This window comes from Burkholderia sp. AW33-5, assembly GCF_053427615.1.
The window spans coordinates 78,635-103,767 of sequence record NZ_JBSAXA010000010.1; the positions used below are offsets into that span (position 1 = coordinate 78,635).

The 25,133-nt window shown below is 69.5% G+C and carries 25 protein-coding genes; 14 read left to right on the plus strand and 11 right to left on the minus strand.

The features are described from left to right. Positions 1–4 precede the first annotated feature (4 nt). The 3 genes from rqpR to ACV22V_RS17765 all read left to right on the plus strand — a co-directional run bounded on the left by rqpR (position 5) and on the right by ACV22V_RS17765 (position 3,573). Positions 5–661, plus strand: a complete 657-nt coding sequence (gene rqpR, locus ACV22V_RS17755; RefSeq protein ID WP_448014872.1) for a response regulator transcription factor RqpR — start codon at positions 5–7, stop codon at positions 659–661. Between the two features lie 198 nt (positions 662–859). Continuing rightward, the gene (locus ACV22V_RS17760) at positions 860–2,266 is read left to right on the plus strand and encodes an amino acid permease (protein WP_059535024.1); all 1,407 of its coding nucleotides are present in this window, start codon (positions 860–862) and stop codon (positions 2,264–2,266) included. A 281-nt stretch (positions 2,267–2,547) separates the two neighbouring features. Beyond that, a complete protein-coding gene (locus tag ACV22V_RS17765) occupies positions 2,548–3,573 on the plus strand; it encodes an XdhC family protein (protein WP_059607548.1) in 1,026 nt (341 codons plus the stop codon). Positions 3,574–3,654: 81 nt separating this feature from the next. Here the strand turns inward: ACV22V_RS17765 and ACV22V_RS17770 are convergent, their stop codons facing one another. The 6 genes from ACV22V_RS17770 to fliE form a co-directional block, all read right to left on the minus strand. After that, positions 3,655–4,389: a PepSY-associated TM helix domain-containing protein gene (locus ACV22V_RS17770; protein WP_059819928.1), complete on the minus strand. Its 735-nt coding sequence runs from the start codon at positions 4,387–4,389 to the stop codon at positions 3,655–3,657. Positions 4,390–4,655: 266 nt separating this feature from the next. Further along, positions 4,656–4,976 carry an EscU/YscU/HrcU family type III secretion system export apparatus switch protein gene (locus ACV22V_RS17775; protein WP_059535017.1) on the minus strand — a complete coding sequence of 107 codons (321 nt, stop codon included), beginning with the start codon at positions 4,974–4,976 and terminating at the stop codon, positions 4,656–4,658. Next, the gene (gene fliK, locus ACV22V_RS17780; protein WP_448014874.1) at positions 4,973–6,319 is read right to left on the minus strand and encodes a flagellar hook-length control protein FliK; all 1,347 of its coding nucleotides are present in this window, start codon (positions 6,317–6,319) and stop codon (positions 4,973–4,975) included. The genes ACV22V_RS17775 and fliK overlap by 4 nt, the downstream gene beginning before the upstream one ends. Before the next feature lie 75 nt (positions 6,320–6,394). Next, positions 6,395–6,727, minus strand: a complete 333-nt coding sequence (locus ACV22V_RS17785; RefSeq protein ID WP_059535015.1) for a flagellar protein FliT — start codon at positions 6,725–6,727, stop codon at positions 6,395–6,397. Further along, positions 6,724–7,158, minus strand: coding sequence for a flagellar export chaperone FliS (gene fliS / locus ACV22V_RS17790; protein WP_059535013.1), 435 nt, complete (start codon positions 7,156–7,158; stop codon positions 6,724–6,726). The genes ACV22V_RS17785 and fliS overlap by 4 nt, the downstream gene beginning before the upstream one ends. 175 nt (positions 7,159–7,333) lie before the next feature. Beyond that, complete coding sequence (gene fliE / locus ACV22V_RS17795; protein ID WP_059448462.1) at positions 7,334–7,678, minus strand: flagellar hook-basal body complex protein FliE; 345 nt, start codon at positions 7,676–7,678, stop codon at positions 7,334–7,336. Positions 7,679–7,928: 250 nt separating this feature from the next. On the opposite strand from fliE, the gene fliF reads away from it, so the two are divergent. The 6 genes from fliF to ACV22V_RS17825 are packed head-to-tail and all read left to right on the plus strand — an operon-like array spanning position 7,929 to position 14,751. After that, the gene (gene fliF, locus ACV22V_RS17800; protein ID WP_059819932.1) at positions 7,929–9,692 is read left to right on the plus strand and encodes a flagellar basal-body MS-ring/collar protein FliF; all 1,764 of its coding nucleotides are present in this window, start codon (positions 7,929–7,931) and stop codon (positions 9,690–9,692) included. After that, a complete protein-coding gene (gene fliG / locus ACV22V_RS17805) occupies positions 9,682–10,677 on the plus strand; it encodes a flagellar motor switch protein FliG (RefSeq protein WP_059535009.1) in 996 nt (331 codons plus the stop codon). The genes fliF and fliG overlap by 11 nt, the downstream gene beginning before the upstream one ends. Beyond that, on the plus strand, positions 10,670–11,353 hold the full coding sequence (fliH, locus tag ACV22V_RS17810; protein ID WP_059703157.1) for a flagellar assembly protein FliH: 684 nt from the start codon (positions 10,670–10,672) through the stop codon (positions 11,351–11,353). Before fliG ends, fliH begins: the two co-directional genes overlap by 8 nt. Beyond that, positions 11,347–12,888 (plus strand): flagellar protein export ATPase FliI, encoded by a 1,542-nt coding sequence (gene fliI, locus ACV22V_RS17815; RefSeq protein WP_059535005.1) that lies wholly within the window; start codon positions 11,347–11,349, stop codon positions 12,886–12,888. The genes fliH and fliI overlap by 7 nt, the downstream gene beginning before the upstream one ends. A 5-nt stretch (positions 12,889–12,893) precedes the next feature. After that, the gene (fliJ, locus tag ACV22V_RS17820; protein WP_059535003.1) at positions 12,894–13,352 is read left to right on the plus strand and encodes a flagellar export protein FliJ; all 459 of its coding nucleotides are present in this window, start codon (positions 12,894–12,896) and stop codon (positions 13,350–13,352) included. Between the two features lie 31 nt (positions 13,353–13,383). Further along, entirely contained in the window at positions 13,384–14,751 is a 1,368-nt protein-coding gene (locus ACV22V_RS17825; protein WP_448014878.1) for a flagellar hook-length control protein FliK, read from the plus strand. 33 nt (positions 14,752–14,784) lie between these two features. Here ACV22V_RS17825 and ACV22V_RS17830 read toward each other — a convergent pair whose 3' ends face one another. Beyond that, positions 14,785–16,428, minus strand: a complete 1,644-nt coding sequence (locus ACV22V_RS17830; protein WP_448014880.1) for a GMC family oxidoreductase — start codon at positions 16,426–16,428, stop codon at positions 14,785–14,787. Positions 16,429–17,148: 720 nt separating this feature from the next. Between ACV22V_RS17830 and ACV22V_RS17835 the strand changes: the two genes are divergently transcribed. Then, complete coding sequence (locus ACV22V_RS17835; protein ID WP_059534997.1) at positions 17,149–18,591, plus strand: coniferyl aldehyde dehydrogenase; 1,443 nt, start codon at positions 17,149–17,151, stop codon at positions 18,589–18,591. 72 nt (positions 18,592–18,663) lie between these two features. Here the strand turns inward: ACV22V_RS17835 and ACV22V_RS17840 are convergent, their stop codons facing one another. Then, complete coding sequence (locus ACV22V_RS17840; protein ID WP_374109555.1) at positions 18,664–19,686, minus strand: serine/threonine protein kinase; 1,023 nt, start codon at positions 19,684–19,686, stop codon at positions 18,664–18,666. 58 nt (positions 19,687–19,744) lie between these two features. Next, complete coding sequence (locus tag ACV22V_RS17845) at positions 19,745–19,957, minus strand: hypothetical protein (protein WP_011886311.1); 213 nt, start codon at positions 19,955–19,957, stop codon at positions 19,745–19,747. 619 nt (positions 19,958–20,576) lie between these two features. On the opposite strand from ACV22V_RS17845, the gene ACV22V_RS17850 reads away from it, so the two are divergent. Together ACV22V_RS17850 and ACV22V_RS17855 are read left to right on the plus strand one after the other, a co-directional pair. Next, the gene (locus ACV22V_RS17850) at positions 20,577–21,458 is read left to right on the plus strand and encodes a DMT family transporter (protein ID WP_059691978.1); all 882 of its coding nucleotides are present in this window, start codon (positions 20,577–20,579) and stop codon (positions 21,456–21,458) included. A gap of 302 nt (positions 21,459–21,760) precedes the next feature. Then, positions 21,761–21,946 (plus strand): hypothetical protein, encoded by a 186-nt coding sequence (locus tag ACV22V_RS17855; RefSeq protein WP_014895742.1) that lies wholly within the window; start codon positions 21,761–21,763, stop codon positions 21,944–21,946. A gap of 119 nt (positions 21,947–22,065) precedes the next feature. On the opposite strand, the gene mgrA is transcribed toward ACV22V_RS17855, so the two are convergent. Further along, positions 22,066–23,109, minus strand: a complete 1,044-nt coding sequence (gene mgrA / locus ACV22V_RS17860) for an L-glyceraldehyde 3-phosphate reductase (protein ID WP_059691935.1) — start codon at positions 23,107–23,109, stop codon at positions 22,066–22,068. 184 nt (positions 23,110–23,293) lie between these two features. Here mgrA and ACV22V_RS17865 point away from each other — a divergent pair, with 184 nt between their 5' ends. Beyond that, positions 23,294–23,500, plus strand: coding sequence for a DUF3185 family protein (locus ACV22V_RS17865; RefSeq protein ID WP_059534988.1), 207 nt, complete (start codon positions 23,294–23,296; stop codon positions 23,498–23,500). Positions 23,501–23,657: 157 nt separating this feature from the next. Here the strand turns inward: ACV22V_RS17865 and ACV22V_RS17870 are convergent, their stop codons facing one another. Beyond that, positions 23,658–24,431, minus strand: coding sequence for a phytanoyl-CoA dioxygenase family protein (locus ACV22V_RS17870; RefSeq protein WP_448014884.1), 774 nt, complete (start codon positions 24,429–24,431; stop codon positions 23,658–23,660). A gap of 353 nt (positions 24,432–24,784) precedes the next feature. Here ACV22V_RS17870 and ACV22V_RS17875 point away from each other — a divergent pair, with 353 nt between their 5' ends. Then, entirely contained in the window at positions 24,785–25,126 is a 342-nt protein-coding gene (locus ACV22V_RS17875) for a hypothetical protein (RefSeq protein ID WP_059534984.1), read from the plus strand. The last annotated feature ends 7 nt before the right edge of the window (positions 25,127–25,133 follow it).

Here is a 25,133-nt window from a genome sequence, read left to right on the forward strand (position 1 = left end):
CGTCATGAGCCTGAACATCCTGCTCGTCGACGATCACGCGATCGTCCGTCAAGGGATCTGCCACCTGCTGATCGACCGCGGCATCGCGCGTAACGTGACCGAGGCCGAGACCGGCAGCGATGCGGTGGCGGCCGTCGACCGCGACGCCTTCGACGTGATCCTGCTCGACATCTCGTTGCCGGACACGAATGGCATCGAGGTGCTCAAGCGCATCAAGCGCAAGCTGCCGGGCGCGCCGGTGCTGATGTTCTCGATGTACCGCGAGGACCAGTACGCGGTGCGCGCGCTGAAGGCCGGCGCGGCCGGCTACCTGTCGAAGACGGTGAATGCCGCGCAGATGATCGGCGCGATCCAGCAGGTCGCGGCCGGCCGCAAGTACGTGAGCCCGGCGATGGCCGAGGCGCTCGCCGAATACGTGTCGTTCGAGAACGAACCGCTGCCGCACGAGAAGCTGTCCGACCGCGAATACCAGACGCTCTGCATGCTCGCATCGGGCAAGCGCCTCACCGACATCGCGAACACGCTGTCGCTGTCGGTGAAGACGGTCAGCGTGTACCGGTCGCGGCTGCTCGAGAAGATGCGGCTGTCGAACAATGCGGAACTGACGTTCTACGTGATGAGCAACCGGCTCGTCGACATGGCGCCCGCGTCGGGCGCCTGATTCTTCGTCCTCGCCGCACCCGGCCGGCTCCACGCCGGCCCCGGCGCGCCGCACGCCGCGCACAAGCAATTGTTTTATCGGACGATTCCCGGGCGCACCGCTGCGCCGCAGCGGGTCTTCCACGCCAAATCGGCTAAAATTACGGGTTTTCACTCACTCGGCGCCGCCGCGCTCGCGCGCGCTGGAAACTCATCCGCAATGTCCTTCTTCCGCAAGAAAAACGTCGATCGCATGATCGCCGGCGCGCACGGCGCCGGGCTCAAGAAAGCGCTCGGCGCCATCGACCTCACCTTCCTCGGCATCGGCGCGATCATCGGCACCGGCATCTTCGTGCTGACCGGCACGGGCGCCGTACAGGCCGGCCCCGCGCTGATGCTGTCGTTCGTGATCGCCGCGATCGCGTGCGGCCTCGCGGCGCTGTCGTACGCCGAATTCGCGTCGACGATTCCGGTCGCGGGCTCGATCTACACGTACTCGTACGCGACGCTCGGCGAGCTCGTCGCGTGGATCATCGGCTGGGACCTGATGCTCGAATACGGCCTCGCGGCGTCGGCCGTGTCGGTCGGCTGGTCGGGCTACCTGCAATCGCTGCTGCAGGGCTTCGGGCTCACGCTGCCGACCGTGCTGACGGCCGCGCCCGGCGCGATCCCGGGCGTCGTCACGTGGTTCAACCTGCCGGCGTTCCTCGTGATGCTGGTGATCACGACGCTGCTGTCGATCGGCATCCGCGAGTCGACCCGCATCAACAACGTCATGGTGTTCATCAAGGTGTCGGTCGTGCTGCTCGTGATCGCGGTCGGCATCTTCCACGTCACGCCCGCGAACTGGAAGCCGTTCATGCCGCACGGCTGGAACGGCGTGTTCGGCGCGGCGGCCGTGATGTTCTTCGCGTTCATCGGCTTCGACGCCGTATCGTCGGCGGCCGAGGAAGTGAAGAATCCGAAACGCGACCTGCCGATCGGCATCATCGCGTCGCTCGCGGTGTGCGCGGTGCTGTACGTGACGGTCGCGGCGGTCGCGACCGGCATCGTGCCGTCGGCGCAGTACGCGAACGTGTCGCATCCGATCTCGTATGCGCTGCAGATCGCCGGCGAGAAGTGGGTCGCGGGCTTCATCGATCTCGGCGCGGTGCTCGGCATGCTGACCGTGATCCTCGTGATGAGCTACGGCCAGACGCGGATCATCTTCGCGATGTCGCGCGACGGCCTGCTGCCGGCGGCGCTGTCGCGCGTGCATCCGCGCTACGCGACGCCGTTCCTGACGACCTGGCTCGTCGGCCTGTTCTTCGGGCTGATCGCCGCGCTCGTGCCGCTCAACGTGCTCGCCGAGCTGATCAACATCGGCACGCTCGCCGCGTTCTCGATGGTGTCGATCGCGGTGCTGGTGCTGCGCCGCACGCACCCGGAACTGCCGCGCGCGTTCCGCTGCCCGGGCGTGCCGGTGGTGCCGATCCTCGCGGTCGGCGCGTGCCTGTTCCTGATGCTGAACCTGCAGCCCGTCACGTGGGCCGCGTTCGGCATCTGGCTCGTGATCGGCCTCGTGATCTACTTCCTGTATTCGCGGCATCACTCGAAGCTCGCGCACGGTCAGCACGACGCGCATTGACCGCCGTCGCTGCGCGCGCGCCGCGCGCAGCGGCACGACGCCACGCCGGGCCGTCACCGGCCCCGTGCGCGCCCCCTCCCCGCCCGAACCGGCCCGGCCATCGGCGCCGCCGCGCCCCGCACACGCGCGATCGCTGCCCGATCGTCGCGATTTCTTGCCCGATCGTCCGGATTTGCCCACACGAATTGCACGCTGCCAGCACGCGCGCGCCGAGCGGTTCATAATCCGGCCATCGAACGACGGCCCGGCCCGGCGGGCCGTCCGGCAACAGGAACAGGATGATGGAAAGCGTCGATCTCGATGTACTGAAATCCAGCGCGCGCTGGCTCGACGAAGGGCGCCGCGTGCTGCTCGTCACGGTCGTGAAGACGTGGGGCTCGTCGCCCCGCCCCGAAGGCGCGATGCTCGCAGTGCGCGAGGACGGCCTCGTGGTCGGCTCCGTGTCCGGCGGCTGCATCGAGGACGACCTGATCGCCCGCGTGCACGCAAGCGGCATCGCGGCCGATGCACGCCCGGAAGCCGTCAAGTACGGCGTGACGGCCGAGGAAGCGCACCGCTTCGGGCTGCCCTGCGGCGGCACGATCCAGCTCGTGCTGGAGCCGCTCACGCCCGACAGCGGGATCGCCGCGCTGTGCGCGGAAGTCGAGGCCGGTCGCCTCGTCACGCGCACGATGACGCTCGCGACCGGCCGCGCGTCGCTGTCGCCCGCGCAGGCGACCGACGGGCTCGCGTTCGACGGCGACCGGCTCGTGACGATCCACGGGCCGCGCTACCGGATGCTCGTGATCGGCGCGGGACAGTTGTCGCGCTATCTGTGCCAGATCGCGGTCGGGCTCGATTACCAGGTGACGGTCTGCGATCCGCGCGAGGAGTACACGGATGCGTGGGACGTGACGGGCACGCGCGTCGTGCACACGATGCCCGACGACACGGTGCTCGACATGAAGCTCGACGCGCGTTCGGCCGTGATCGCGCTCACGCATGACCCGAAGCTCGACGATCTCGCGCTGATGGAGGCGCTGAAGACGCCCGCGTTCTACGTGGGCGCGCTCGGCTCGCGACGCAACAACGCGGCCCGGCGCGAGCGGCTGCTCGAATTCGACCTGAGCGAGGCGGAACTGGCGCGGCTGCACGGGCCGGCCGGCATCTACATCGGCAGCCGCACGCCGCCGGAAATCGCGATCTCGATCCTCGCCGAGATCACGGCCGCGAAGAACAACGTGTCGCTGCCGACGATCCTGCAGGTCGAGGGCGCGAAGGCCGCCCGCGAGATCGCGGCAAACAGCGGCGCGACCTGCGGCCTCTGAGGCCGGTCGCCCGCGCGGCGCATGGCCGCGCCGGCGGGCCGTCGTGCGCCGGCGGGAAACCGGCGCGCGTCGAGGGTGACGTCAGGCGAGACCCGCGGCGAGCGCCGCGGCGACGGAGCCGACCACCAGCACGACGCCGACCGTGCGGCGCTTGTTCAGCTCCGTCCACAGCAGCACGCCCGTCAGCGACAACAGGATCAGCGAACCCGCGATCGTGTCCATCAGCAGCACCCAGCCGAGATTCATGCCGACGCCGCGATGCAGGTTGTTCAGCGTCGTCAGGAACGTATTGCCGGTGCGCTTCACCGATACGTAGCCGTTGCCGACCCAATATTCGGCCTGCAGGTTCTGGTGCGGACCGAACAGGCCCATCTGCCAGTGCTCCGGCTGCATCACGCGCTTGTCGCCCCAGGCGACCGGCTGCGCGGGCTCCGTGCGTACGCGGCCCGGCCGGCCGTCGAAGCGCAGTTCGTGCTGCAGCCACTTCGTCATCGCGGCCGGCGACTTCGGCGCCGGGTCCGGCAATGCGATCTGCATCTGCTCGACCTGCGGCTCGCCGGTCGGGATCTTCAGCGGCGGCGCACGGTGGTTGAGCAGCACGCCCGTCACGCCGAACAGCAGCCCGAGCACCGCGCCCCAGAGCCCGACCCAGCCATGCACCTTGCGCAGCCATTTGATGAAGGTCGCGCGCCGCGAGCGCTGGCGGCGCGCCGCCAGTTCGGCGTCGCTCAGGGGCCGTGCGGCCGGATGCAGCACGGTGACGCCCGCGATGGGCCTGCCCGCCTGCGGCGGGGCGATCGTTTCGGGCGCGTTCACGCGAGAGTGTCCATTCGTTCAAAGCAACGGGCGGCGCACGGAAAACATGCGCCGCCCGGATAACATGAAAATGAGAATGGATATCATTACACAAATGATGCGACCGCTCAATCCGCCGGCGCACGTCGGGCCGACAAGCAAATCCGACGATAACCGACGAAGCGCGCAGATTGCACGCCGATCCATGTCGATAGAAGAGAAATGCCGGTGAAATGATCGCGAAAGTCCGGGACAGCATTTCGCAAGAAAAACGGCCCGGCGAACGCTCAGCGGCGCAGCGGCGGTAGCGGAAAATGCGGCGCGGCGTCGCCCGGCCCGGGCTCGGTCCGATCGAGCGCGTACAGCCATGCCAGCAGATCGGCGACGGCCTGGTAAAGCTGCGGCGGAATCCGGTCGTCGAGATCGACCTGCATCAGCAGCGACACCATCTCCGGCGCGGTATGCACGTACAGCCCGGCATCCCGCGCACGGGCGACGATCATCTCGGCGAGCAGGCCGTACCCCTTCGCGACCACACGCGGCGCGGTATCGCCTCCCTTCGGATCGTAGACGAGCGCGGCCGCGCGTTTGCGGGACGTCATGCTCATCGCGGCACCTCGTCGTCGGCGCCCGGCGTGCCGCCGGCCGCGCTGCGCGCATATGCGGCGGCGGCGGCCTGCGCGACGAGCGGGTCGAAGCCGTCCGGTTCGTCGCCGACCGCGCGAATCGACAGTCCGCCGAGCTGCAGCCCCGATCCCTCGAACCGCTGCCGCAGCGCGGCCTCGTTCCGCGTGAGCCGGTCGGCGCCGGCCGAATTCGCGCGCAGTCGCGCGACGAGCTGCGCGCCGTTCAGCACCAGCTCCGCGTCGACCGTGCCGAGCGACGGCAACGTGAGCGTCAGCCGCGTGCGCCATGCGATACCGTCGCCGGCGTCGTCGCCGCCGCGCGACGCGTGGCCGCCCGGATCGTCGGGCTCGATCGTCCAGTCGAGCCGCGCGCCGGGCCATGCCTCGCCTGCCCAGCGGAATTGATCGGTCGCGAGCGCATCGAGCTGCTGCCGGACGATCGGCACGGCGGCAGGATGCACGGGAGCCGGCGTCTGCGTCTGCGGATCGGCCGACGCGGCGGCCAGTTCGGCGCGCGCGGGCGTCCAGCGCGTGTCGGGGCGATCGCCGAGCGGGTCGGTCGTCGCGGCCGCGGCCGACGCCGCACCTTGCCGAGCGGCGGCAGCCGCGTTCTGTGCAAGCTCGCGCGGCACCGCACCGCCCGACGCGGGCTGCGTGGCCGTTCGCGCTGGCGTCGGCAGCGGCAGCCGCTGCGCGAGCAGTTCGTCGAGCACGTCGGGCGCGTCGTGCTGCGCGGCATCCGGGGCTGGCTGCACCGGCGCGGTCGTGAGCCGCGCCTGCGGTTCGCGCATCAGCGCGGCGAGCGGGCGCTGGCCGGCCAGCCACTGCGCGAGATGGGATTCGTAAAAGAGGCCGCTTTCGCTGACGGCCTGCGCGAGCGCCGCACGCAGCGCCGCGACGGGCGGCGCGGCCGCCGCATCGCGCGCGGCCGCGACGTCGGACGCGGGCGTTGCGGTGGAAGGCGCGGCGGCGGACGCAGCCGGACCGGCGGTCGGCTGCCCGTCCGGCGGCACGGACGCCGCCGTGCTCAGCAACACGGCGGGATCGGCCAGCAGCGGCGTGCGCCCGGCGATCACGGGCGTCGCGACGCCGCCCGAGCGCGAAATCGCGTCGAGCACGAGCGCGACATCGGACAACGCGGTCTGCGCGGATGCCGGCGGCGGCGCCGGCGGGGCCACGGTCGAAGACGGCGACGACGCGCCGGCGCCCGGCGTGCCGACCTGCGCGGTCGCGCCGCCGCCGGCGGGCGCGATCACGGGGCCGGTCAGCAGGCTGTCGAGGCGACTCGCCAGCAGGGCGGCCGCAACGGAGTCGATACCGGTCATGATCGGAGCCTGCTCACCTCAGCGACATCGTTGCGAAGCCGGGCATGCGGCAACCGCCGCCCCGGCAAACGGGCACTACCCGCGAGCGCGGTAGAGATCGGTCAATACCTGGGTCGAGCGCCGCGCCTCGAACAGCGCGGACAGCCGTGCGACGTCCGGGCTGGCGAGGTCGCGGATCGCGGCGTCGTCGGCGAGGATCCGGCGAATCAGCTCGAGCTTGCGGCCGAGGTCCGCCTGGTCGAGCGCGACGCCCGGATGGGCCTCCTTCAGCCCGTCGACGAGACGCAGGAATTCGGCCTGCAACTCCGGCAGCGCGCTCCAGTCCGCGCCGCGCGCCGCGGACAGCATGCGGCCCGACACGGCCGCCAGCGCCTCGTAGCGAGCGAAGTATTCGGCCTTGAGATTCATCGTGCCGCGCCCGCCGCCTGTTGCGCGGCCATGCGCGCGACTTCCGGAGCGATGCCCGTCCACGCTTCCTCGAGCGTCGCGAGCAACCCGTCGACCTCGACCAGCATCGCGTCGCTGGCATGCATGTTGGCTTCCAGCAGGCGCCGGCCGATATACGTATACAGCGCGTCGAGGCGCCCGGCGATCTGGCCGCCCGCGTCGCGGTTCAGCGACGCCTGCAGGCCGCTCTCGACGATCCCGATCGCCTTGCCGATCGCTTCGCCGCGCGCGGGCACGTTGCCCTGCTGCAGGTGCATGCGCGCGAGCGCGATGGCCTGGCGCGCGCCCTGGTACAGCATCGCGATCAGCCGGTGCGGGGAGGCGCCCATCACCCCCGTCTCGACGCCGACACGCGCGTATGCACTGGCTCCAGCGTGTCCTGGGGAAAACATGCGCTTCTCCTTGTGATGCGTTGGCTATGCGGTGGCCGCCGCCGTGCAATGCATGACGCGGCCTTGTTCCAGAGTTATCGGAAGGGAATTGAAAAGCTTTAGGCGCACGGCCCGCCGCCGGTCGGCCGCCCGCGGATGCCCGTCGGCGGCTGGCCGTCCCCGGTTGCCGGTCGCGTCACACGGACATCTGCATGATGTCGTTGTACGCGCTCACGAGCTTGTTGCGGACCTGAAGCCCGAACTGGAAACCGATGTTGGCCTTCTGCATGTCGACCATCACGTCGTTCAGCGACACGTTCGCCGCGCCGACCTCGAACGCCTGCGCCTCGCCGAGCGCGTGCTTCTGGTCGCCGCTGATCTTGTCGAGCGACGCCTTCATCGCGCTCGCGAACGTGCCGGCCGTCGCCGCGCCCGAACCGGCGAGCGCCGCCGTCGGGCTCGCGACGCCGCCGCTCGCCTGCGCGGCCATCGCCTGCATCTGTTGCAACACCGAACCGATTCCGCTGACGTTGGCAGCCATGCTGTCCCCAGACATATGAGAGAAGAGACCCGGACGCACCGGGCGGTCCGGCGGCGCCGCACGATGCGCACCATGCCGGATCGCGAAAAAGGATAGCAGCGCGGCGCGCGCCAAAGCCGCGAAAGTACGGGGGAAACCCCGCTCTTTTCGGTCGATCGGAGTCGGGCTTCGGTCCCGATAATCGCATCGTGTCATTGTCCGTCCGCTCGTCCGAGCGGCTCAGTCGTCCCGCTCCGGAGAAATTCCACGCATGGATTCGCAGGCCAACTCGCTGATCAACCCCGACGCCCGCACGGGCCTCGCCAGCCCGGTGCCAGGCGCCACCGCGGCCGCCGCGTTGCCGGGAGCAGGCGGCGCCGGCGCGGACTTCGGGTTCGGCGGCTTCGCGGAACGCATCCCCGGCATCACGCGGATGAAGGGCAACCCGAAACTGCCGTTCGTGATCGCCGTCGCGCTCGCCATCGCCGCGATCACCGCGCTCGTGCTGTGGAGCCGCACGCCCGACTATCGCGTGCTGTACAGCAACCTGTCGGACCGCGACGGCGGCGCGATCATCACCGCGCTCCAGCAGGCAAACGTTCCCTACAAGTTCGCCGACGCCGGCGGCGCGATCCTCGTGCCGTCGAACCAGGTGCACGAAACGCGCCTGAAGCTCGCCGCGATGGGCCTGCCCAAGGGCGGCTCGGTCGGCTTCGAGCTGATGGACAACCAGAAATTCGGCATCAGCCAGTTCGCCGAGCAGGTGAACTACCAGCGCGCGCTCGAAGGCGAGCTGCAACGCACGATCGAGTCGATCAACGCCGTGAAGACGGCGCGCGTGCATCTGGCGATCCCGAAGCCGTCGGTGTTCGTGCGCGACAAGGAAGCGCCGAGCGCGTCGGTGTTCGTCGATCTCTACCCGGGCCGCGTGCTCGACGAGGGCCAGGTGCAGGCGATCACGCGGATGGTGTCGTCCGGCGTGCCCGACATGCCGGCCAAAAACGTGACGATCGTCGACCAGGACGGCAACCTGCTGACCCAGACCGCGTCGGCCACCGGCCTCGACGCGAGCCAGCTCAAGTACGTGCAGCAGGTCGAGCACAACACGCAGAAGCGCATCGACGCGATCCTCGCGCCGATCTTCGGCACCGGCAACGCGCGCTCGCAAGTCAGCGCGGACATCGATTTCTCGAAGCTCGAGCAGACCTCGGAAAGCTACGGCCCGAACGGCTCGCCGCAGCAGACCGCGATCCGCAGCCAGCAGACCAGCAGCGCGACCGAACTCGCGCAGGGCGGCGCATCGGGCGTGCCGGGCGCGCTGTCGAACACGCCGCCGCAGCCGGCCTCCGCGCCGATCGTCGCCGGCAACGGCCAGAACGGGCCGCAGTCGACGCCCGTCAGCGACCGCAAGGACCAGACGACCAACTACGAGCTCGACAAGACGATCCGCCACGTCGAGCAGCCGATGGGCAACGTGAAGCGGCTGTCGGTGGCCGTCGTGGTCAACTACCAGCCGGTCGCCGACGCGAAGGGCCACGTGACGATGCAGCCGCTGCCGCCCGCGAAGCTCGCGCAGATCGAGCAGCTCGTGAAGGACGCGATGGGCTACGACGAGAAGCGCGGCGACTCGGTGAACGTCGTGAACAGCGCGTTCTCGACCGTCAACGATCCGTACGCCGACCTGCCGTGGTGGCGCCAGCCGGACATGATCGCGATGGCGAAGGAAGCCGCGAAGTGGCTCGGCATCGCGGCGGCCGCGGCGGCGCTCTATTTCATGTTCGTGCGCCCGGCGATGCGCCGCGCATTCCCGCCGCCCGAGCCGGCCGCGCCGGCCCTCGCGGCGCCGGAGGATCCGGTCGCGCTCGACGGCCTGCCCGCGCTGGAACAGCCGGACGAGCCCGATCCGCTGCTGCTCGGCTTCGAGAACGAAAAGAACCGCTACGAACGCAACCTCGACTACGCGCGCACGATCGCCCGCCAGGATCCGAAGATCGTCGCCACCGTCGTGAAGAACTGGGTGTCCGATGAACGCTGAAGGCCTGACCAAGAGCGCGCTGCTGCTGATGTCGATCGGCGAGGAAGAGGCCGCTGAAGTATTCAAGTTCCTCGCGCCGCGCGAGGTGCAGAAGATCGGCGCCGCGATGGCCGCGCTGAAGAACGTCACGCGCGAGCAGGTCGAGGACGTGCTGCACGAATTCGCGAAGGAAGCCGAGCAGCACACCGCGCTGTCGCTCGATTCGAGCGAGTACATCCGCTCGGTGCTGACCAAGGCGCTCGGCGAGGACAAGGCCGGCGTGCTGATCGACCGGATCCTGCAGGGCAGCGACACGAGCGGCATCGAGGGCCTGAAGTGGATGGACTCGGCCGCCGTCGCGGAACTGATCAAGAACGAGCATCCGCAGATCATCGCGACGATCCTCGTGCACCTCGACCGCGACCAGGCGTCCGAGATCGCGTCGTGCTTCACCGAGCGCCTGCGCAACGACGTGCTGCTGCGGATCGCGACGCTCGACGGCATCCAGCCGGCCGCGCTGCGCGAGCTCGACGACGTGCTGACGGGCCTGCTGTCCGGCAGCGACAACCTGAAGCGCAGCCCGATGGGCGGCATCCGCACCGCGGCCGAGATCCTGAACTTCATGACGAGCAATCACGAGGAAGGCGTGCTCGAAAGCGTGCGCCAGTACGACGCCGACCTCGCGCAGAAGATCGTCGACCAGATGTTCGTGTTCGAGAACCTGCTCGACCTCGAGGATCGCGCGATCCAGATGGTGCTGAAGGAAGTCGAGTCGGAAACGCTGATCATCGCGCTGAAGGGCGCGCCGCCCGCGCTGCGCCAGAAATTCCTCGCGAACATGTCGCAACGCGCGGCCGAACTGCTCGCCGAGGATCTCGACGCGCGCGGCCCGGTGCGCGTGTCCGAAGTCGAGACGCAGCAGCGCCGCATCCTGCAGATCGTGCGCAACCTCGCCGAGAGCGGTCAGATCGTGATCGGCGGCAAGGCGGAAGACGCCTATGTCTGATTCCGCGCGCGACCGCGCCGGCACCCTCACCGCGTACCAGCGGTGGGAGATGGCGTCGTTCGATCCGCCGCCGCCCCCGCCGCCGCCCGACGACGCGGCTGCGGCCGCCGCCGCGCTCGCCGAGGAATTGCAGCGCGTGCGCGACGCCGCGCATGCCGAAGGCCACGCGGCCGGTCACGTCGAAGGCCAGGCACTGGGTTATCAGGCCGGTTTCGACCAGGGCCGCGAGCAGGGTTTCGAGGCCGGCCAGGCCGAAGCCCGCGAACAGGCCGCGCAGCTCGCGGCGCTCGCCGCGTCGTTCCGCGAAGCCGTGTCGAGCGCCGAGCACGACCTCGCGTCCGACCTCGCGCAACTCGCGCTCGACATCGCGCAGCAAGTCGTGCGCCAGCACGTGAAGCACGATCCCGCCGCGCTCGTCGCGGCCGTGCGCGACGTGCTCGCCGCCGAACCGGCGTTGTCCGGTGCGCCGCATCTCGCGGTGAACCCGGCCGACCTGCCCGTCGTCGAGGCCTATCTGCAGGACGATCTCGACACGCTCGGCTGGAACGTGCGCACCGACGCGTCGATCGAGCGCGGCGGCTGCCGCGCGCACGCCGCGACGGGCGAAGTCGACGCGACGCTGCCCACCCGCTGGCAGCGCGTCGCCGCCGCGATCGGCAAGGTGAGCGCATGGTGACGCCCACGCCCGAATCGATCCTGTACGACGGAATGACGCCGCTCGAGCGCGAACTCGCGCTCGCGTCGTTCGGCCCGGAGAGTCCGCACGGCACCGCGCACGGCGCGCCGGCGCACGCAACGGACGCCGCGGCCGACACGCCGCGCGCGCCGCACAATCCGCATCTCGCGCACTGGCGCACGCACCTGAACGGCCTCGCGACCCGCAGCCACCGCGCGCTGCCGCTGCGGCCGTGCGGGCGCCTCACGCGCGCCGCGGGCCTCGTGCTCGAGGCGATCGGCCTGCGCCTGTCGGTCGGTGCCGAATGCACGATCGAATTGCCGCCCGGCAGCACGCTGCCGCATGCGGAAGCGGAAGTCGTCGGGTTCTCCGGCGATCGCCTGTTCCTGATGCCGACCACCGACGTCGCGGGCGTCTTGCCCGGCGCGCGCGTGTGGCCGCTGGAGGCCGCGCCCGTCGCCGATCCGCTCGCGGGCGCGAAACGGCTGCCGGTCGGCTGGGAAATGCTCGGGCGCGTCGTCGACGCGTCGGGCCGCCCGCTCGACGGCCTCGGCCCGCTCGCGTCGAAGGTCGACGCGCCGCTGTCAGCCCCGTCGATCAACCCGCTCGATCGCGAGCCGATCCACCACGTGCTCGACGTCGGCGTGCGCGCGATCAACGCGCTGCTCACCGTCGGCCGCGGGCAGCGGATGGGCCTGTTCGCGGGCTCCGGCGTCGGCAAGTCGGTGCTGCTCGGCACGATGGCGCGCTATACCAGCGCGGAAGTGATCGTGATCGGACTGATCGGCGAACGCGGCCGCGAAGTGAAGGAATTCATCGAACAGATCCTCGGCGAGGACGGGCTCGCGCGCTCCGTCGTCGTCGCGGCGCCGGCCGACGTGTCGCCGCTGCTGCGGATGCAGGGCGCCGCGTATGCGACGTCGCTCGCCGAATATTTCCGCGATCAGGGCAAGCACGTGCTGCTGCTGATGGATTCGCTGACGCGCTACGCGATGGCCCAGCGCGAGATCGCGCTCGCGATCGGCGAGCCGCCCGCGACCAAGGGCTATCCGCCGTCGGTGTTCGCGAAGCTGCCCGCGCTCGTCGAGCGCACCGGCAACGGGCCCGAAGGCGGCGGCTCGATCACCGCGTTCTACACGGTGCTGACCGAAGGCGACGACCAGCAGGACCCGATCGCCGATTCGGCGCGCGCGATCCTCGACGGCCACATCGTGCTGTCGCGCGCGCTCGCCGAAGCCGGTCACTATCCGGCGATCGACATCGAGGCGTCGATCAGCCGCGCGATGACCGCGCTGATCGACGAAACGCATCTCGACCGCGTGCGGCAGTTCAAGCAGATGCTGTCGCGCTACCAGCGCAATCGCGACCTGATCGCGGTCGGCGCCTATGCGCCCGGCCGCGACGCGCAGCTCGACCGCGCGATCGCGCTCTACCCGCGCATCGAATCGTTCCTGCAACAGGGCTTTCGCGAATGCGCGCCGTTCGCGTCGAGCCTCGGCGCGCTCGATGCGCTGTTCGACGTACACGGAGGCTGACCCCGATGGCACACGGCTTTCCCCTTCAACTGCTGCTCGACCGCGCGCAGGAAGATCTCGACACGGCCGCGAAGCAGCTCGGCACCGCGCAGCGCGACCGCACCGCGGCCGCCGACCAGCTCGATGCGTTGCTGCGCTATCGCGATGAGTATCACGCGCGCTTCGCGCAGTCCGCGCAACACGGGATGCCGGCCGGCAACTGGCGCAACTTCCAGGCGTTCATCGATACGCTCGACGCGGCGATCATGCAGCAGCGCAACGTGCTGGCCGCGGCCGAAGTCCGCATCGACGAGGCGCGTCCCAACTGGCAACAGAAGAAACGCACCGTCGGTTCATACGAAATCCTGCAGGCGCGCGGCGTCGCGCAGGAAGCCCAGCGTACGGCGAAGCGCGAACAGCGCGACGCCGACGAACACGCCGCGAAGATCCTGCGCATGCGGGCCGATGCGGCCCGTTCGGCGTAACCGCTCACCGCTTTCGAACGAGAGAATCGTCATGCCTCCCCTGCCCCTGCTCGGCGTGCTGCTCGACACCGCCGGCACCGCACTCAAGGCGATCCGCGACGCGGGTTCGTCCGCCTCCGCCAAGTCCGCCGGCAACGATGCCGCAAGCGGCCCGGCCGCCATGCCGTTCGCGCAGACGCTGAAGCAAAGCGTCGTCACGCGGCACGACGCGGCAACCGCCGACCAGCCGGACGCCTCGACGAAACAGGCGTCGTCGACATCCGCCGCCGGCACGAAGTCCGCCGACCGCGACGACGACCCGTCGACCGAAGACGCCAGCGCGACACTCAATCCCGACGCAGCCGCGCTCGCCGCGGCAGCCGCCGTGCAGGCGCAACTGCAGGCACGCGCGAACGACGCGGCGCCGGCCAATGCCGATACCGCCGCCACCTCCACCGCCACGACAGCGACGGCCGTGTCCGGCCAGCCCGACGCCAGGGCCGCGCTGACGAATCACGCAAGCAAGGATGCGGCCGCCGAACCTGCCGTGCCGGTGTCGGGTCGCGACACGCTGCAGGCGGCACTCCAGAAGCTGACCGGCGGCGCGGGCGCCATCGCGATGCCCGCGTCGGGCACGGCCGCGACGACAGCGACAGCGCCCGCGGCGACGACGTCCGCATCGGCCACCGCCGCACAGCCGACGCCGAAAGTCCCGACCTTCGACCGCACGCTCGCCGACGCAAAAGGCGCGCTCGCGACGCAGCAGGCGCCCGCGCAGGCCACCGCGCCGGCGCTGCAGGCCGGCGCAACGGCCCAACCCGCCGCGCAGCATGCGTTCGCGACCGCCGAAGAAACCGCCGGCCCGGCCGTCGACGCGACAGTCGCCGCCGCCGCGACCGCTGCGGCAGCCGCACAGGCGAACCTCCAGGCATCGCCCGCCGCCAGCTCGATCGCCGCGGCCAACGCACACGTGCTGGCGCCGCACGTCGGCACCGCCGACTGGACCGATGCGCTGAGCCAGAAGGTCGTGTTCCTGTCGAATGCGCACCAGCAGAGCGCCGAGCTGACGCTGAACCCGCCGGACCTCGGCCCGCTGCAGGTCGTGCTGCGCGTCGCGGACAACCACGCGCACGCGCTGTTCGTGTCGCAGCACGCGCAGGTGCGCGACGCGGTGGAAGCCGCGCTGCCGAAACTGCGTGAAGCGATGGAAGCGGGCGGGCTCGGCCTGGGCAGCGCGAGCGTCAGCGATGGCGGCTTCGCGTCGCAGCAGCAGAACCCGCAGCAAAGCTTCGCCGGCGGCCGGCCGTCGCCGCGCGCGCGCGCCGGATTGTCAGCCGTCGACGCACCGGTCGACGCCGCGCAATCCGCAGCGGCCGGCGCGACCGTGAGCCGCGCGGGCCTCGTCGATACGTTCGCCTGAGCATCGCGTCGGTCGTGTGCCGGTGCGTGCCGCTCAGCGGCCGTGCGCCGCCGCGGCCGCCTCGTTGCGCGGCACGCCGCCGCCCCGGCGCGTCGCGACGATGAAGTCCGCCGCGCGCTCGCCGATCATCACCGACGGCGCATTCGTGTTGCCGCCGATCAGCGTCGGCATCACCGACGCATCCACCACCCGCAGCCCTTCGACGCCCCGCACGCGCAGCTGCGGATCCACGACCGCGCGCGCATCCGAGCCCATCCGGCAGGTGCCGACCGGGTGATAGATCGTGTCGGCATGCGCGACGATCGTCGCGCGCAGCTCGGCTTCGCTCTGATCCGCCCGCGTATACAGCTCGCGCCCGCCCTGCGACGCGAGCGGCGCCTGCGACAGGATCCGGCGCATCGCCTGCGCGCCGCGCACGAGCAGGTCGAGATCGCGCGAATCGCTGAAGAAGCGCGGATCGATCAGCGGCGCGTCGCGCGCATCGCCGCTCGCGAGCGCGACCGTGCCGCGGCTGAACGGGCGCAGCGCGCACACGTGCAGCGAATAGCCGAAGCCCCAGTGCATCTTGCGGTTGTGATCGTCGACGAGCGCCGTGCAGAAATGCAGCTGCAGGTCCGGACGTTCGAGCGACGGGTCGCTCTTGATGAAGCCGCCGGCCTCCGCGACGTTGCTCGTCATCATCCCCGTGCGGCTCGAGAAGTAGCGCGCGAGCGCCGGCGTCATCTTCGCGATCCCGCGCAGGCAGACGCCGACCAGCTCCGACGAATTCACGCGCGTGTTGATGATGAAGTCGATATGGTCGATCAGGTTGGCGCCGACGTCCGGCGCGTCCTGCACGACGGCGATCCCGTGGCGGCGCAGCTGTTCCGCCGGACCGATCCCCGAGCACATCAGCAGTTGCGGCGAATTGAACGCGCCGGCCGACAGGATCACTTCCGCGCGTGCACCGAGCGTCTCGACGCGTCCGTCGCGCGACACCGCGACCCCGACCGCGCGCTTGCCGTCGAAGCCCACGCGCAACACCGTCGCATCCGTGATCACGTGCAGGTTCGGCCGGTCGCGGTCGTAGATGTACGCGCGCGCGACGCTGCAGCGCGCGCCGTCGCGATGCGTGACCTGATAGAAGCCGACGCCTTCCTGCGTCGCGCCGTTGAAGTCGTTGTTGAGCGGGTAGCCGGCCGCGTGCGCCGCCTGGATGAATCGTTCGGAGAACGGATTGCGAAAGCGCAGATCGGACACCGTCAGCGGGCCGTCCGCGCCGTGCCATGCATCGGCGCCGCGCGCGTTGCCTTCCGCGCGGCGGAAATACGGCAGCACGTCCCGCCAGCCCCAGCCCGTCGCGCCGAGTTGCGCCCATTCGTCGTAATCGCCCGGGTGGCCGCGCGTGTAGATCATCGCGTTGATCGCGCTCGAGCCGCCCATTCCGCGCCCGCGCGGCTGATAGCCGCGGCGGCCGCCGAGCCCCGGCTGCGGCACCGTCTCGTAACCGTAGTTCGTGCCGAGCTTGAACGGCACGAGCGCCGCGATTCCCACCGGCATGTTGACGAGCAGGTTGCGCTCCGTGTGCGAGCCGGCCTCGATCAACGCGATCGTCGCGTCGGGGCATGCATCGGCGAGGCGGCTGGCGAGGCTCGAGCCGCCCGACCCTCCGCCGACGATGATGTAGTCGTATTGCATGTCACGTCTCCTTCGTGTCATGAACGGCGCCCGGCGCGGCCGGCTCCCGCTTGTAATGTTCGGGCATTGTAGGAATGGCCGTCGCGCGCGCGGCACGCCGATTCAAGAGCGATTCCTCTAAACGCCCGCGTGAACTAAATTTAAGATGTATCGATTGATGCGACGCGATGCATCGGCCGCCAGACGCCGCGCCGTCGCGAAACTGGGGAGACGACGATGCAGCGCGACGTTCTGCAGGCCGCGTGCCGACCGGGTTGTCCGGACGCACCGCGCGCGGCCCGCATTTCATTTCAAACGGATGCCCGGACGGTGACGTGCAACACCGTGCGCGCGGCCGGTCGAAATCGAACGACGCCACGTATCGCCGACCGTTTGGACGGCTCGTCGCATGCGCCGCACGACCTGCCGATGCGTGCGTCGCCGCGCGCATCGCACTGCCCTGCTTCGGTGCGCCGGCAAGTACCCGCCGCGCGCGATCGCACACCGGTTGGACATCGCATCCGGCCGTACGCGCTCGCCGTGCAATCCCGTTTTCGGACACGACCACCGTCGCGCGGATGCGACGCTTGCCGCACGCTGCACCCTGTTTTCGCCCGTGCCTCGCATCCGGCCCCGTGCCGCGCGACGCGCGCCATCCCGACCCGCCCCGCCACGCTCGCCGAGCGGGCACGTGCGGCCTGACTGCTGGCCGACGTGCCACGCCCAACTGGAGGAGACGACATGAAGAACGATTTGCCCGAACTGGCCCCGCAAGCGCTGCCGTCGGTCGATGCCTTGACGTCGCTGCTGCGCGACCAGCGCGCGGCCTACCTGCGCGCGCCGTACCCGGAGTGGGACACCCGCGCGCAGCACCTGCGCGCGTTGCGCACGATGCTGATCGATCACGCGGATGCGCTCGCCGATGCGATCAGCGCCGACTTCGGGCATCGCGCGAAGCAGGAAGTGCTGCTGTCGGAAATCTGGATGGCGAAGGAAGAGATCGACGACGCGCTCAGGCACGGCAAGCGCTGGATGAAGCCGATCCGCAAGCCGATGAACAAGTGGCTGCGGCCGGCGCGCGCGAAGGTGCTGCCGCAACCGCTCGGCGTGGTCGGCATCGTCGTGCCGTGGAACTATCCGATCCTGCTCGCGGCCGGCCCGCTGATCTGCGCGCTCGCGGCCGGCAACCGCGCGATCGTCAAGATGTCCGAACTGACGCCGCGCACGTCGGCGCTGTTCGAACAGCTGATCGCGAAGACCTTCTCGCGCGACCACGTCGCGGTCGTGAACGGCGATGCGGAGGTCGGCGCCGCGTTCAGCGCGCTGCCGTTCGATCACCTGCTGTTCACCGGCTCGACGCACGTCGGCCGCCACGTGATGCGCGCCGCGGCCGACAATCTCACGCCCGTCACGCTCGAGCTCGGCGGCAAGTCGCCGGCGATCGTCGGCCCGAATGCACGCTTCGACGCGGCCGTCGACGCGATCATCGGCGGCAAGACGCTGAACGCGGGCCAGACCTGCATCGCGCCCGACTACGTGCTGCTGCCGCGCGGAATGGAAGCCGCGTTCATCGAGCGCGCACGCGCGCGCTTCGCGAAGCTGTATCCGGACCTGTCGACCAACGGCGACTACACGACGATCGTGTCGCCGCGCCATTACGCCCGGCTGCAACAGCTCGCGACCGACGCGCAGGCCGCCGGCGCGCAACTGCATCCGCTGTCGGACGCGCCGTCCGATCCCGCGTCGCGTCGCTTCGTGCCGTGCGCGGTCACGCACGTGCCGGCCGCGTCGCAGTTGATGCAGGAGGAAATCTTCGGGCCGCTGCTGCCGCTCGTGCCGTACGAGCGGCTCGACGAAGCGATCGCGTACGTGAACGCGCGCCCGCGACCGCTCGCGCTGTATCTGTTCGACGAGGATGGCGGCACGGTCGACCGCGTGATGCGCGAAACGATCTCCGGCGGCGTGACGGTCAACGATGCGTTGCTGCACATCGCGTGCGGCAGTTTGCCGTTCGGCGGCGTCGGCGCGAGCGGGATGGGCGCGTATCACGGCTACGACGGCTTCGTGACGTTCTCGAAGATGAAGCCCGTGCTCACGCAGGCGCGCCTGAATACCCGCGGGCTGATCGCGCCGCCTTACGGCAAGCGCTTCGCCGCGGTGATCAGGATGATGTTGAAGTTCTGAGCGGCGCGGGCCGCGCGCGTTGCGCGTCGGTCCGCCCGAACCTGCCGCGCGGCAACGTTGCCGCGCGCGCCGTCACACGGGCCAGAGCGGCCCTTCCTGCATCGCGCCGATCTGCTCGCGCAGCTCGAGCACGCGTGCTTCCCAGTAGCGATGCGTGTTGAACCACGGGAACGCGGCCGGAAACGCCGGATCGTCCCAGCGGCGCGCGAGCCATGCCGCGTAGTGGATCAAGCGCAGCGTGCGCAGCGCTTCGACCAGATGCAGTTCGCGCGGCTCGAATTCGCAGAAGTCCTCATAACCGGCGAGCAGATCCGCGAGCGCGCGCGACGCGCCTTCGCGATCGCCGGGCAGCAGCAGCCACAGATCCTGGACCGCGGGCGCCATCCGGCTGTCGTCGAAGTCGACGAAATGCGGGCCCGCGTCGGTCCACAGCACGTTGCTCGGATGACAGTCGCCGTGCGTGCGCAGCAGACGGATCTCGCCCGCCCGCTCGAACGCGGCCTCGACGCCTTCCAGCGCGAGCGTCACCGCCGTCTCGTAGGCGGGCCGTACGTCGTCGGGAAGAAAATCGTGAGCGAGCAGATAGTCGCGCGGCTCGTAGCCGAACGTGCGGATGTCGAGCACGGGACGCGCGACATAGGGCTGCGTCGCGCCGACCGCGTGAATCCGGCCGATGAAGCGGCCGAGCCATTCGAGCGTGTCGCTGCGGTCGAGGTCGGGCGCGCGGCCGCCGCGCCGCTCGAAGATCGAGAAGCGGAAGCCGTCGAACGCGTGCAGCGTGCGGCCGTCGATGACGCGCGCGGGCACCGCCGGAATCTCGCGCGCGGCGAGCTCGGCGACGAACGCGTGCTCTTCCAGGATCGCTTCGTCCGACCAGCGCGCGGGCCGGTAGAACTTCGCGACGACGGGCGGGCCGTCCTCGATGCCGACCTGGTAGACGCGGTTTTCGTAGCTGTTGAGGGCGAGCAGGCGCCCGTCGGTGCGCAGCCCGGTCGGCATCAACACGCTGTCGAGCGCGTCGAGCACGCACTCGGGCGTGAGGCCGGCGAACGGCGGGCCGGCGGGAGCTGCGGGAGCGGAAGTGACGTCTTTCATGCCCCGCATTGTGCCGTCAGCCGCGCCGAAACACGAGCGTCCGGTGCGGCACGCGCGCTCAGTGGATCGCGGCGCCGGCCGGCAGCACGGATTCGCCGGTGTCGATCAGGTCCTCGAGAAAGAACGGCTCGGTGTTGAGTTCCTTCGACTCGCCCGGCACGCCCGCGTACCAGGTCACCATGGCCATGTCGCCCAGAACACGCTGAACGATGCCGCGCGCGCCCTTCGGCACCGCGATATGGGTAGTGCAGACAATCGACCCGACATGCATGATGGTTCCCCACTCTTGAAACTTGAAACCCGGCTCGCTGGCGAGCCGGCAAATGCACGATCCGCGCCGCCCTCGTCGGGGTGTTGCGCGTGATCCCATTGTTCACGGTTTATCGAAGCGCGAAAAGAAGAAGAAGCAGGCGAAGTGCCGCGAATTCGTCGAATGTCTCCAATCAACCACTGCGCCGCGCGTGCGCTTGCACGGGCGGATACCCCCATCATACCCTGTCGAATGTGACCGTCCGCCGAATCCGGCCACACACGCGGCACCGGCCTCCCGCCGACCGTGGTTGCATCAGGCGGCCGCCCTGCGTTACCTTTGACGTTCATTCGCGTTCAAGCGCATTTCGACACGATGCAACCGCTCACGTCCGCTCTCGCAAATTCCCGGCCGCAGTTCGACTCGCGGCCGCAGGCGTGCGCGCATCCGTCGGTCCTCCCTCCTCCTGTCGCACCGCCGCTCGTCGGCGCCGCGCCGCCCCCGCCGGCGGCACGCGTCGGCTGACCAGCCGGTTTCCGGTTTCCCCTTCGCCCGTTTGCGGCCGTTCGTGCGCCATGACGCACGGCGCGTGCCCGCGCGCGACGTGGAACGTTTCGATCCGTTCGACAGGTGAATTCACATGGTTTCGTTCAAACGCGCGCTCGCCGCGCATGGCGTGACGTCGCTCTTCGTCTTGCTGTGGAGCAGCGGCGCGATCTTCGCTGAACTCGGTCTGCGTCACGCCTCCGCGTTCGTCTTTCTCACCGCACGCTTCGCGCTCGCGTCACTCGTGCTGCTCGTGCCGGCCGTCATGCGCGGACGCTGGCTGCCGCCACGCGGCGAGCGGCGCATGGCCGCGCTGACCGGCCTGCTGATGATGGGCGGCTATTCGATCTTCTATCTGCTCGCGCTCGAGCGCGGGATCGCGCCGGGCGTGCTGGCGACGATCCTCGGCGTGCAGCCGATCCTCACGCTCGCGATCGTCGAGCGGCGCTGGCAACCGATGCGCGTCGCGGGGCTCGGGCTGTCGCTGGCCGGTCTCGCGCTCGTCGTGTGTCGCGGCGTGGGCGGTGCAGGCCTGCCGATCATGGGCGTCGCCTGCGCGCTCACGGCGCTCGTCGCGCTGACCGCCGGCTCGCTGCTGCAAAAGCGCGTGCGCGCGGCGCCCGCCGACGTGTTGCCGCTGCAGAACGCGATCGGCCTCGCGCTGTGCGTGGCGATCCTGCCGTTCCGGCCGATCTCGGTCGAGGTCGGCTGGGCGTTCATCGTCCCGCTGCTGTGGCTCGGCATCGTGATCTCGGTGATCGCGCAGTTGCTGTTCTACCGGTTGATGCAACGCGGCGATCTCGTCAACGTGACGAGCCTGTTCTATCTCGTGCCCGTCGTCACCACGCTGATGGACGCGGTCTGGCTCGGCAACCGGCCCGAACCGCTCGCGCTCGCCGGCATGGGCGCGATCGTCGCGGGGCTCGCGCTCGTGTTCCGCACGCCGGCCGTTCGCGCTCGACCCGATCGCGCGTAGGCGGACGGGCCGCCGCGCCTGCGGGTGCGGCGGCCCGTATCGAACATGTCCGACGATTCAGCGCGAACCGAAAGGAGCGGGAAAGAATGGTGCAAGGCATTCGTCCGACTCGCCGGAAAAGTGCGGAATCCCCGGGGTTTTCCGCATACTTTTAATGGTTCGGATAGCGAAAAACGCAGCGCGGTTGCCTATACTCGAACTGCCGGCCCCGTTCGCAATGGGGCCGGCCCAATACGAGAAATGCCCGGCATGGGGGCTGGAAGACGCGTGTGCGCCTGTTCCGGCCGGCTATGGAGACACGCATGACGACCTACTTCACGATCGGCGACTTCATCCTGTTGATTCCGATGGCGCTGGCCGGCGCGCTATTTCTCGGCGCGGTGCCGTGCGCAACCGAATTCCGTCACAACCTGCTGCGCGTGCTCGGCGTCATCCTCGGCGTCGGCGTGGCGGTATTGCTCGTCGAAGGCCTGCCCGCGCTACTCTAGCGACGCGTTGGCGTGCGCCGGTCACGCCGCTGCATCGCAGCGACGTAACCGCTTGTGTGCGTGCGCAGCGATACGGCATGCGATGATTCGCATCCCGTATCGACTTTCCTTGATACCGATCAGATTGCCTGATCGGTGGACGGTTTTTCCCACAGATTGATGCCGCCCTCGGTCGCGTAGCGATCGATCTCCGCGAGTTCGTCGGCCGAGAATTCGAGATTCTTCAGCGCGCCGACGTTTTCACGCACCTGCTCCGCACGGCTCGCGCCGATCAGCGCGGACGTCACGCGGCCATTGCGCAACACCCATGCGAGCGCCATCTGCGCGAGGCTCTGCCCGCGCCGCTCCGCGATGCCGTTGAGCTTGCGCACATGCTCGAGGTTGTCCGCGCTCAGGTGATCCTGCTTCAGCGAGCCGCCGCCCGGCTTGTTCACGCGCGCATCGGCAGGCACGCCGTTCAGGTATTTCGACGTCAGCAGCCCCTGCGCGAGCGGCGTGAACGCGATGCTGCCCGTGCCGATGTCGTCGAGCGTGCCGAGCAGATCCTGCTCGACCCAGCGGTTCAGCAGGTTGTACGACGGCTGGTGGATCAGCAGCGGCACCTTGTATTGCGCGAGCAGTTCGGCCATCTCGCGCGTCTTCGCGGCCGAGTACGACGAAATGCCGATGTACAGCGCCTTGCCCTGCTGCACGGCCGATGCGAGTGCGCCGGCGGTTTCCTCGAGCGGCGTGTGCGCGTCGAAGCGGTGCGAATAGAAGATGTCGACGTAGTCGAGCCCCATCCGCTGCAGGCTCTGGTCGAGGCTCGCGAGCACGTACTTGCGCGACCCGCCGCCGCTGCCGTACGGCCCCGGCCACATGTCCCAGCCGGCCTTCGTCGAGATCAGCAGCTCGTCACGGTACGGCCGGAAGTCTTCCTTCAGCAGCCGGCCGAAGTTGGTTTCGGCGCTGCCGTACGGCGGCCCGTAGTTGTTCGCGAGGTCGAAGTGATTGATGCCGAGGTCGAACGCGGTGCGCAGGATGTCGCGCTGCGTCGCGATCGGTGTCGAGTCGCCGAAGTTGTGCCACAGGCCGAGCGACAGGGCGGGCAGTTTGAGCCCGGATTTGCCGCAGGTGCGGTATTGCATGTCGGCATAACGTTCGGAAGCTGCTTCGTAGGCCATGAGTCGGTTCCGTGAAGACGTCGGGGATGGGACGCGCGTCGCGCGCGAACATCGCGCGCCGGCGGCGAGGGAAACGTACGACGGTTATGGTATCGAACGTGGCCGAAGCGCGCACGGCCATGGACGCGACCGCGTGCGTCGCCTACACTGCGGCGTCTCGAATCACCGTTACAGCGAGGTTGGTATGTCCCGGGTCATCTCGGTTGCGCTGCTCGTCGGCGGCGTCGTGCTGCTGTATTTCGGCGGCCAGTCGTTCCATTCGATCAACGACAACGTGTCGCGCTTCTTCACCGGCTCGCCCGCCACGAAGACGATCCTGCTGATCGCCGGCGGCGCCGTCGCATCGCTGATCGGCCTGATCGGCCTCGCGATGCCGGGCAACAAGCGCTGATCGCGCGGCCGCGCGACGCACGCCGGCGGCCCGCATCGCACGAGCGGGCTGCACGAAACGCAACGGGCGGCCCAGGCCGCCCGTTTGTTCATCCGCCCGCGCGGCCGCAGCGCCGCATCGGACAACCGGCGCGGCTGCGTCGCCGCCCGAACCGCCGTTAGAACTGCACTTCCGGCTTCGCCGCCGAACGCGTGCCCGGCATCGGCCGGTTGCTCACGCCGTGGTACGTATAGACGAGCGAGAACTTCACCTGGTCGGAGCGGTTCTGCCCCGCCGAATGCAGCGTGTTGCAGTGGAAGAACACGACGTCGCCCGTCTGGAGCGACGGGCAGGTTGCCGCGTCGATCATCTTGCGGTTTTCCGGCAGGTCGCTGCGGAAGAATTTCGCGTCGCCGAACGCTTCCGGCCCGAATTCGGCCGTATGCGAACCCGGCACGAGCCAGAGCGCACCGTTTTCATTCGTTTCCGGCCCGAGCGCGAGCCACACCGACACCATGTCCGCGCGTTCGAACGACCAATAGCGGAAGTCGCGATGCCAGCCCGTCAGGCTGCCGTACGCGGGGTGCTTCGTCATCATGCAGTTGTGATGCGCGCGCGACAGCACCGGCTGCTCGCCGAAGTACTCGCGCATCCACGCGCCGATTTCGGGCGCGATCGCGCGCGCGGCGAACGCCGGATCGCGCGTGTAGGCATCCAGCAGCCGCCGCACCGTATGCCCGCCCGGCGCATGCTTCGACTCGGGCGCGCCCGGGTAGCGCAAATCCGCCTCGAACTCGATCGGCTCCGCCGCTTCCTGCAACTGGCGCACCGCGATTTGCTTGAGCGCCGCGCACTGCGCCTCGTCGACGAGGCCGCGCGCGACGACGAAGCCGCGTTCGCGCAATTCCGCGACTTGCGCGCGGATCGATTCCGACTGCAATGAAGACGACATGGGATGCCAGACGTTTATCGTGTGAATGTGACGATTGTAAATCGGCGCCGGATGCCGCGAACAGCGCCATTGTCGTACGCAGGGGCATGCCAATCGTCGATTTGATCTGGCGCAAGGGAACTGTGCGACGCGGCGCGAGCCTCAGCGACAGGCGGTATGCAGCCACACGCTTGCGGCACAAGGGTTTATCGCGACTTTTGCACGTCATGAATCCCTTGTAGCCTGTCGCGGCCTGTCAATTCTGGCGGGCGCGGCGCGCAACGACTTTCGATAAGATCCGTTGCGCCTTCCGAGGCCGTTCATACCAGTGCGCTTTTCAAGGGCGCCATTCATACAAGCGAAGCATCGTTCACATGCCATTCCGTCTGACTTCCCGTCTCAACCGCACCGCGAAACGCGTCGCGCCGTCCGCTCCCGCCCGCCCGCTGCGCCATCACCGCGCACGCACGCAGGCGCTCGCGGAGCGCACGCACGCGCACAGCCGGCTGGACGGCATCCGTGCCTGGTTCCACGCGTTCTTCTCGATGATGAGCGCGCAGGCGTTCGCACGCCGCGCCGGCCTGCGCTCGCTGCTGCAGAAACCGTCGTCGCTGCGCGCGCTCGCGCTGCGCCGCACGCTGGGCCCGCAGCGCCGCATCAACCGCCCGCGCCGCCTCGCGGCCAGCAACGGCTGGTTCGGCTTCAGCGCGCGCTGAAGCCGCG

What these genes read in the sequence shown, in the direction of transcription:
- rqpR (WP_448014872.1), top strand. Translation starts at nt 5, where the DNA reads ATGAGCCTGAACATCCTGCTCGTCGACGATCACGCGATCGTCCGTCAA.
- ACV22V_RS17760 (WP_059535024.1), top strand. Translation starts at nt 860, where the DNA reads ATGTCCTTCTTCCGCAAGAAAAACGTCGATCGCATGATCGCCGGCGCG.
- ACV22V_RS17765 (WP_059607548.1), top strand. Translation starts at nt 2,548, where the DNA reads ATGGAAAGCGTCGATCTCGATGTACTGAAATCCAGCGCGCGCTGGCTC.
- ACV22V_RS17775 (WP_059535017.1), bottom strand. Translation starts at nt 4,976, where the DNA reads ATGAGCATGACGTCCCGCAAACGCGCGGCCGCGCTCGTCTACGATCCG.
- fliK (WP_448014874.1), bottom strand. Translation starts at nt 6,319, where the DNA reads ATGACCGGTATCGACTCCGTTGCGGCCGCCCTGCTGGCGAGTCGCCTC.
- ACV22V_RS17785 (WP_059535015.1), bottom strand. Translation starts at nt 6,727, where the DNA reads ATGAATCTCAAGGCCGAATACTTCGCTCGCTACGAGGCGCTGGCGGCC.
- fliS (WP_059535013.1), bottom strand. Translation starts at nt 7,158, where the DNA reads ATGTTTTCCCCAGGACACGCTGGAGCCAGTGCATACGCGCGTGTCGGC.
- fliE (WP_059448462.1), bottom strand. Translation starts at nt 7,678, where the DNA reads ATGGCTGCCAACGTCAGCGGAATCGGTTCGGTGTTGCAACAGATGCAG.
- fliF (WP_059819932.1), top strand. Translation starts at nt 7,929, where the DNA reads ATGGATTCGCAGGCCAACTCGCTGATCAACCCCGACGCCCGCACGGGC.
- fliG (WP_059535009.1), top strand. Translation starts at nt 9,682, where the DNA reads ATGAACGCTGAAGGCCTGACCAAGAGCGCGCTGCTGCTGATGTCGATC.
- fliH (WP_059703157.1), top strand. Translation starts at nt 10,670, where the DNA reads ATGTCTGATTCCGCGCGCGACCGCGCCGGCACCCTCACCGCGTACCAG.
- fliI (WP_059535005.1), top strand. Translation starts at nt 11,347, where the DNA reads ATGGTGACGCCCACGCCCGAATCGATCCTGTACGACGGAATGACGCCG.
- fliJ (WP_059535003.1), top strand. Translation starts at nt 12,894, where the DNA reads ATGGCACACGGCTTTCCCCTTCAACTGCTGCTCGACCGCGCGCAGGAA.
- ACV22V_RS17825 (WP_448014878.1), top strand. Translation starts at nt 13,384, where the DNA reads ATGCCTCCCCTGCCCCTGCTCGGCGTGCTGCTCGACACCGCCGGCACC.
- ACV22V_RS17830 (WP_448014880.1), bottom strand. Translation starts at nt 16,428, where the DNA reads ATGCAATACGACTACATCATCGTCGGCGGAGGGTCGGGCGGCTCGAGC.
- ACV22V_RS17835 (WP_059534997.1), top strand. Translation starts at nt 17,149, where the DNA reads ATGAAGAACGATTTGCCCGAACTGGCCCCGCAAGCGCTGCCGTCGGTC.
- ACV22V_RS17840 (WP_374109555.1), bottom strand. Translation starts at nt 19,686, where the DNA reads ATGAAAGACGTCACTTCCGCTCCCGCAGCTCCCGCCGGCCCGCCGTTC.
- ACV22V_RS17845 (WP_011886311.1), bottom strand. Translation starts at nt 19,957, where the DNA reads ATGCATGTCGGGTCGATTGTCTGCACTACCCATATCGCGGTGCCGAAG.
- ACV22V_RS17850 (WP_059691978.1), top strand. Translation starts at nt 20,577, where the DNA reads ATGGTTTCGTTCAAACGCGCGCTCGCCGCGCATGGCGTGACGTCGCTC.
- ACV22V_RS17855 (WP_014895742.1), top strand. Translation starts at nt 21,761, where the DNA reads ATGACGACCTACTTCACGATCGGCGACTTCATCCTGTTGATTCCGATG.
- mgrA (WP_059691935.1), bottom strand. Translation starts at nt 23,109, where the DNA reads ATGGCCTACGAAGCAGCTTCCGAACGTTATGCCGACATGCAATACCGC.
- ACV22V_RS17865 (WP_059534988.1), top strand. Translation starts at nt 23,294, where the DNA reads ATGTCCCGGGTCATCTCGGTTGCGCTGCTCGTCGGCGGCGTCGTGCTG.
- ACV22V_RS17870 (WP_448014884.1), bottom strand. Translation starts at nt 24,431, where the DNA reads ATGTCGTCTTCATTGCAGTCGGAATCGATCCGCGCGCAAGTCGCGGAA.
- ACV22V_RS17875 (WP_059534984.1), top strand. Translation starts at nt 24,785, where the DNA reads ATGCCATTCCGTCTGACTTCCCGTCTCAACCGCACCGCGAAACGCGTC.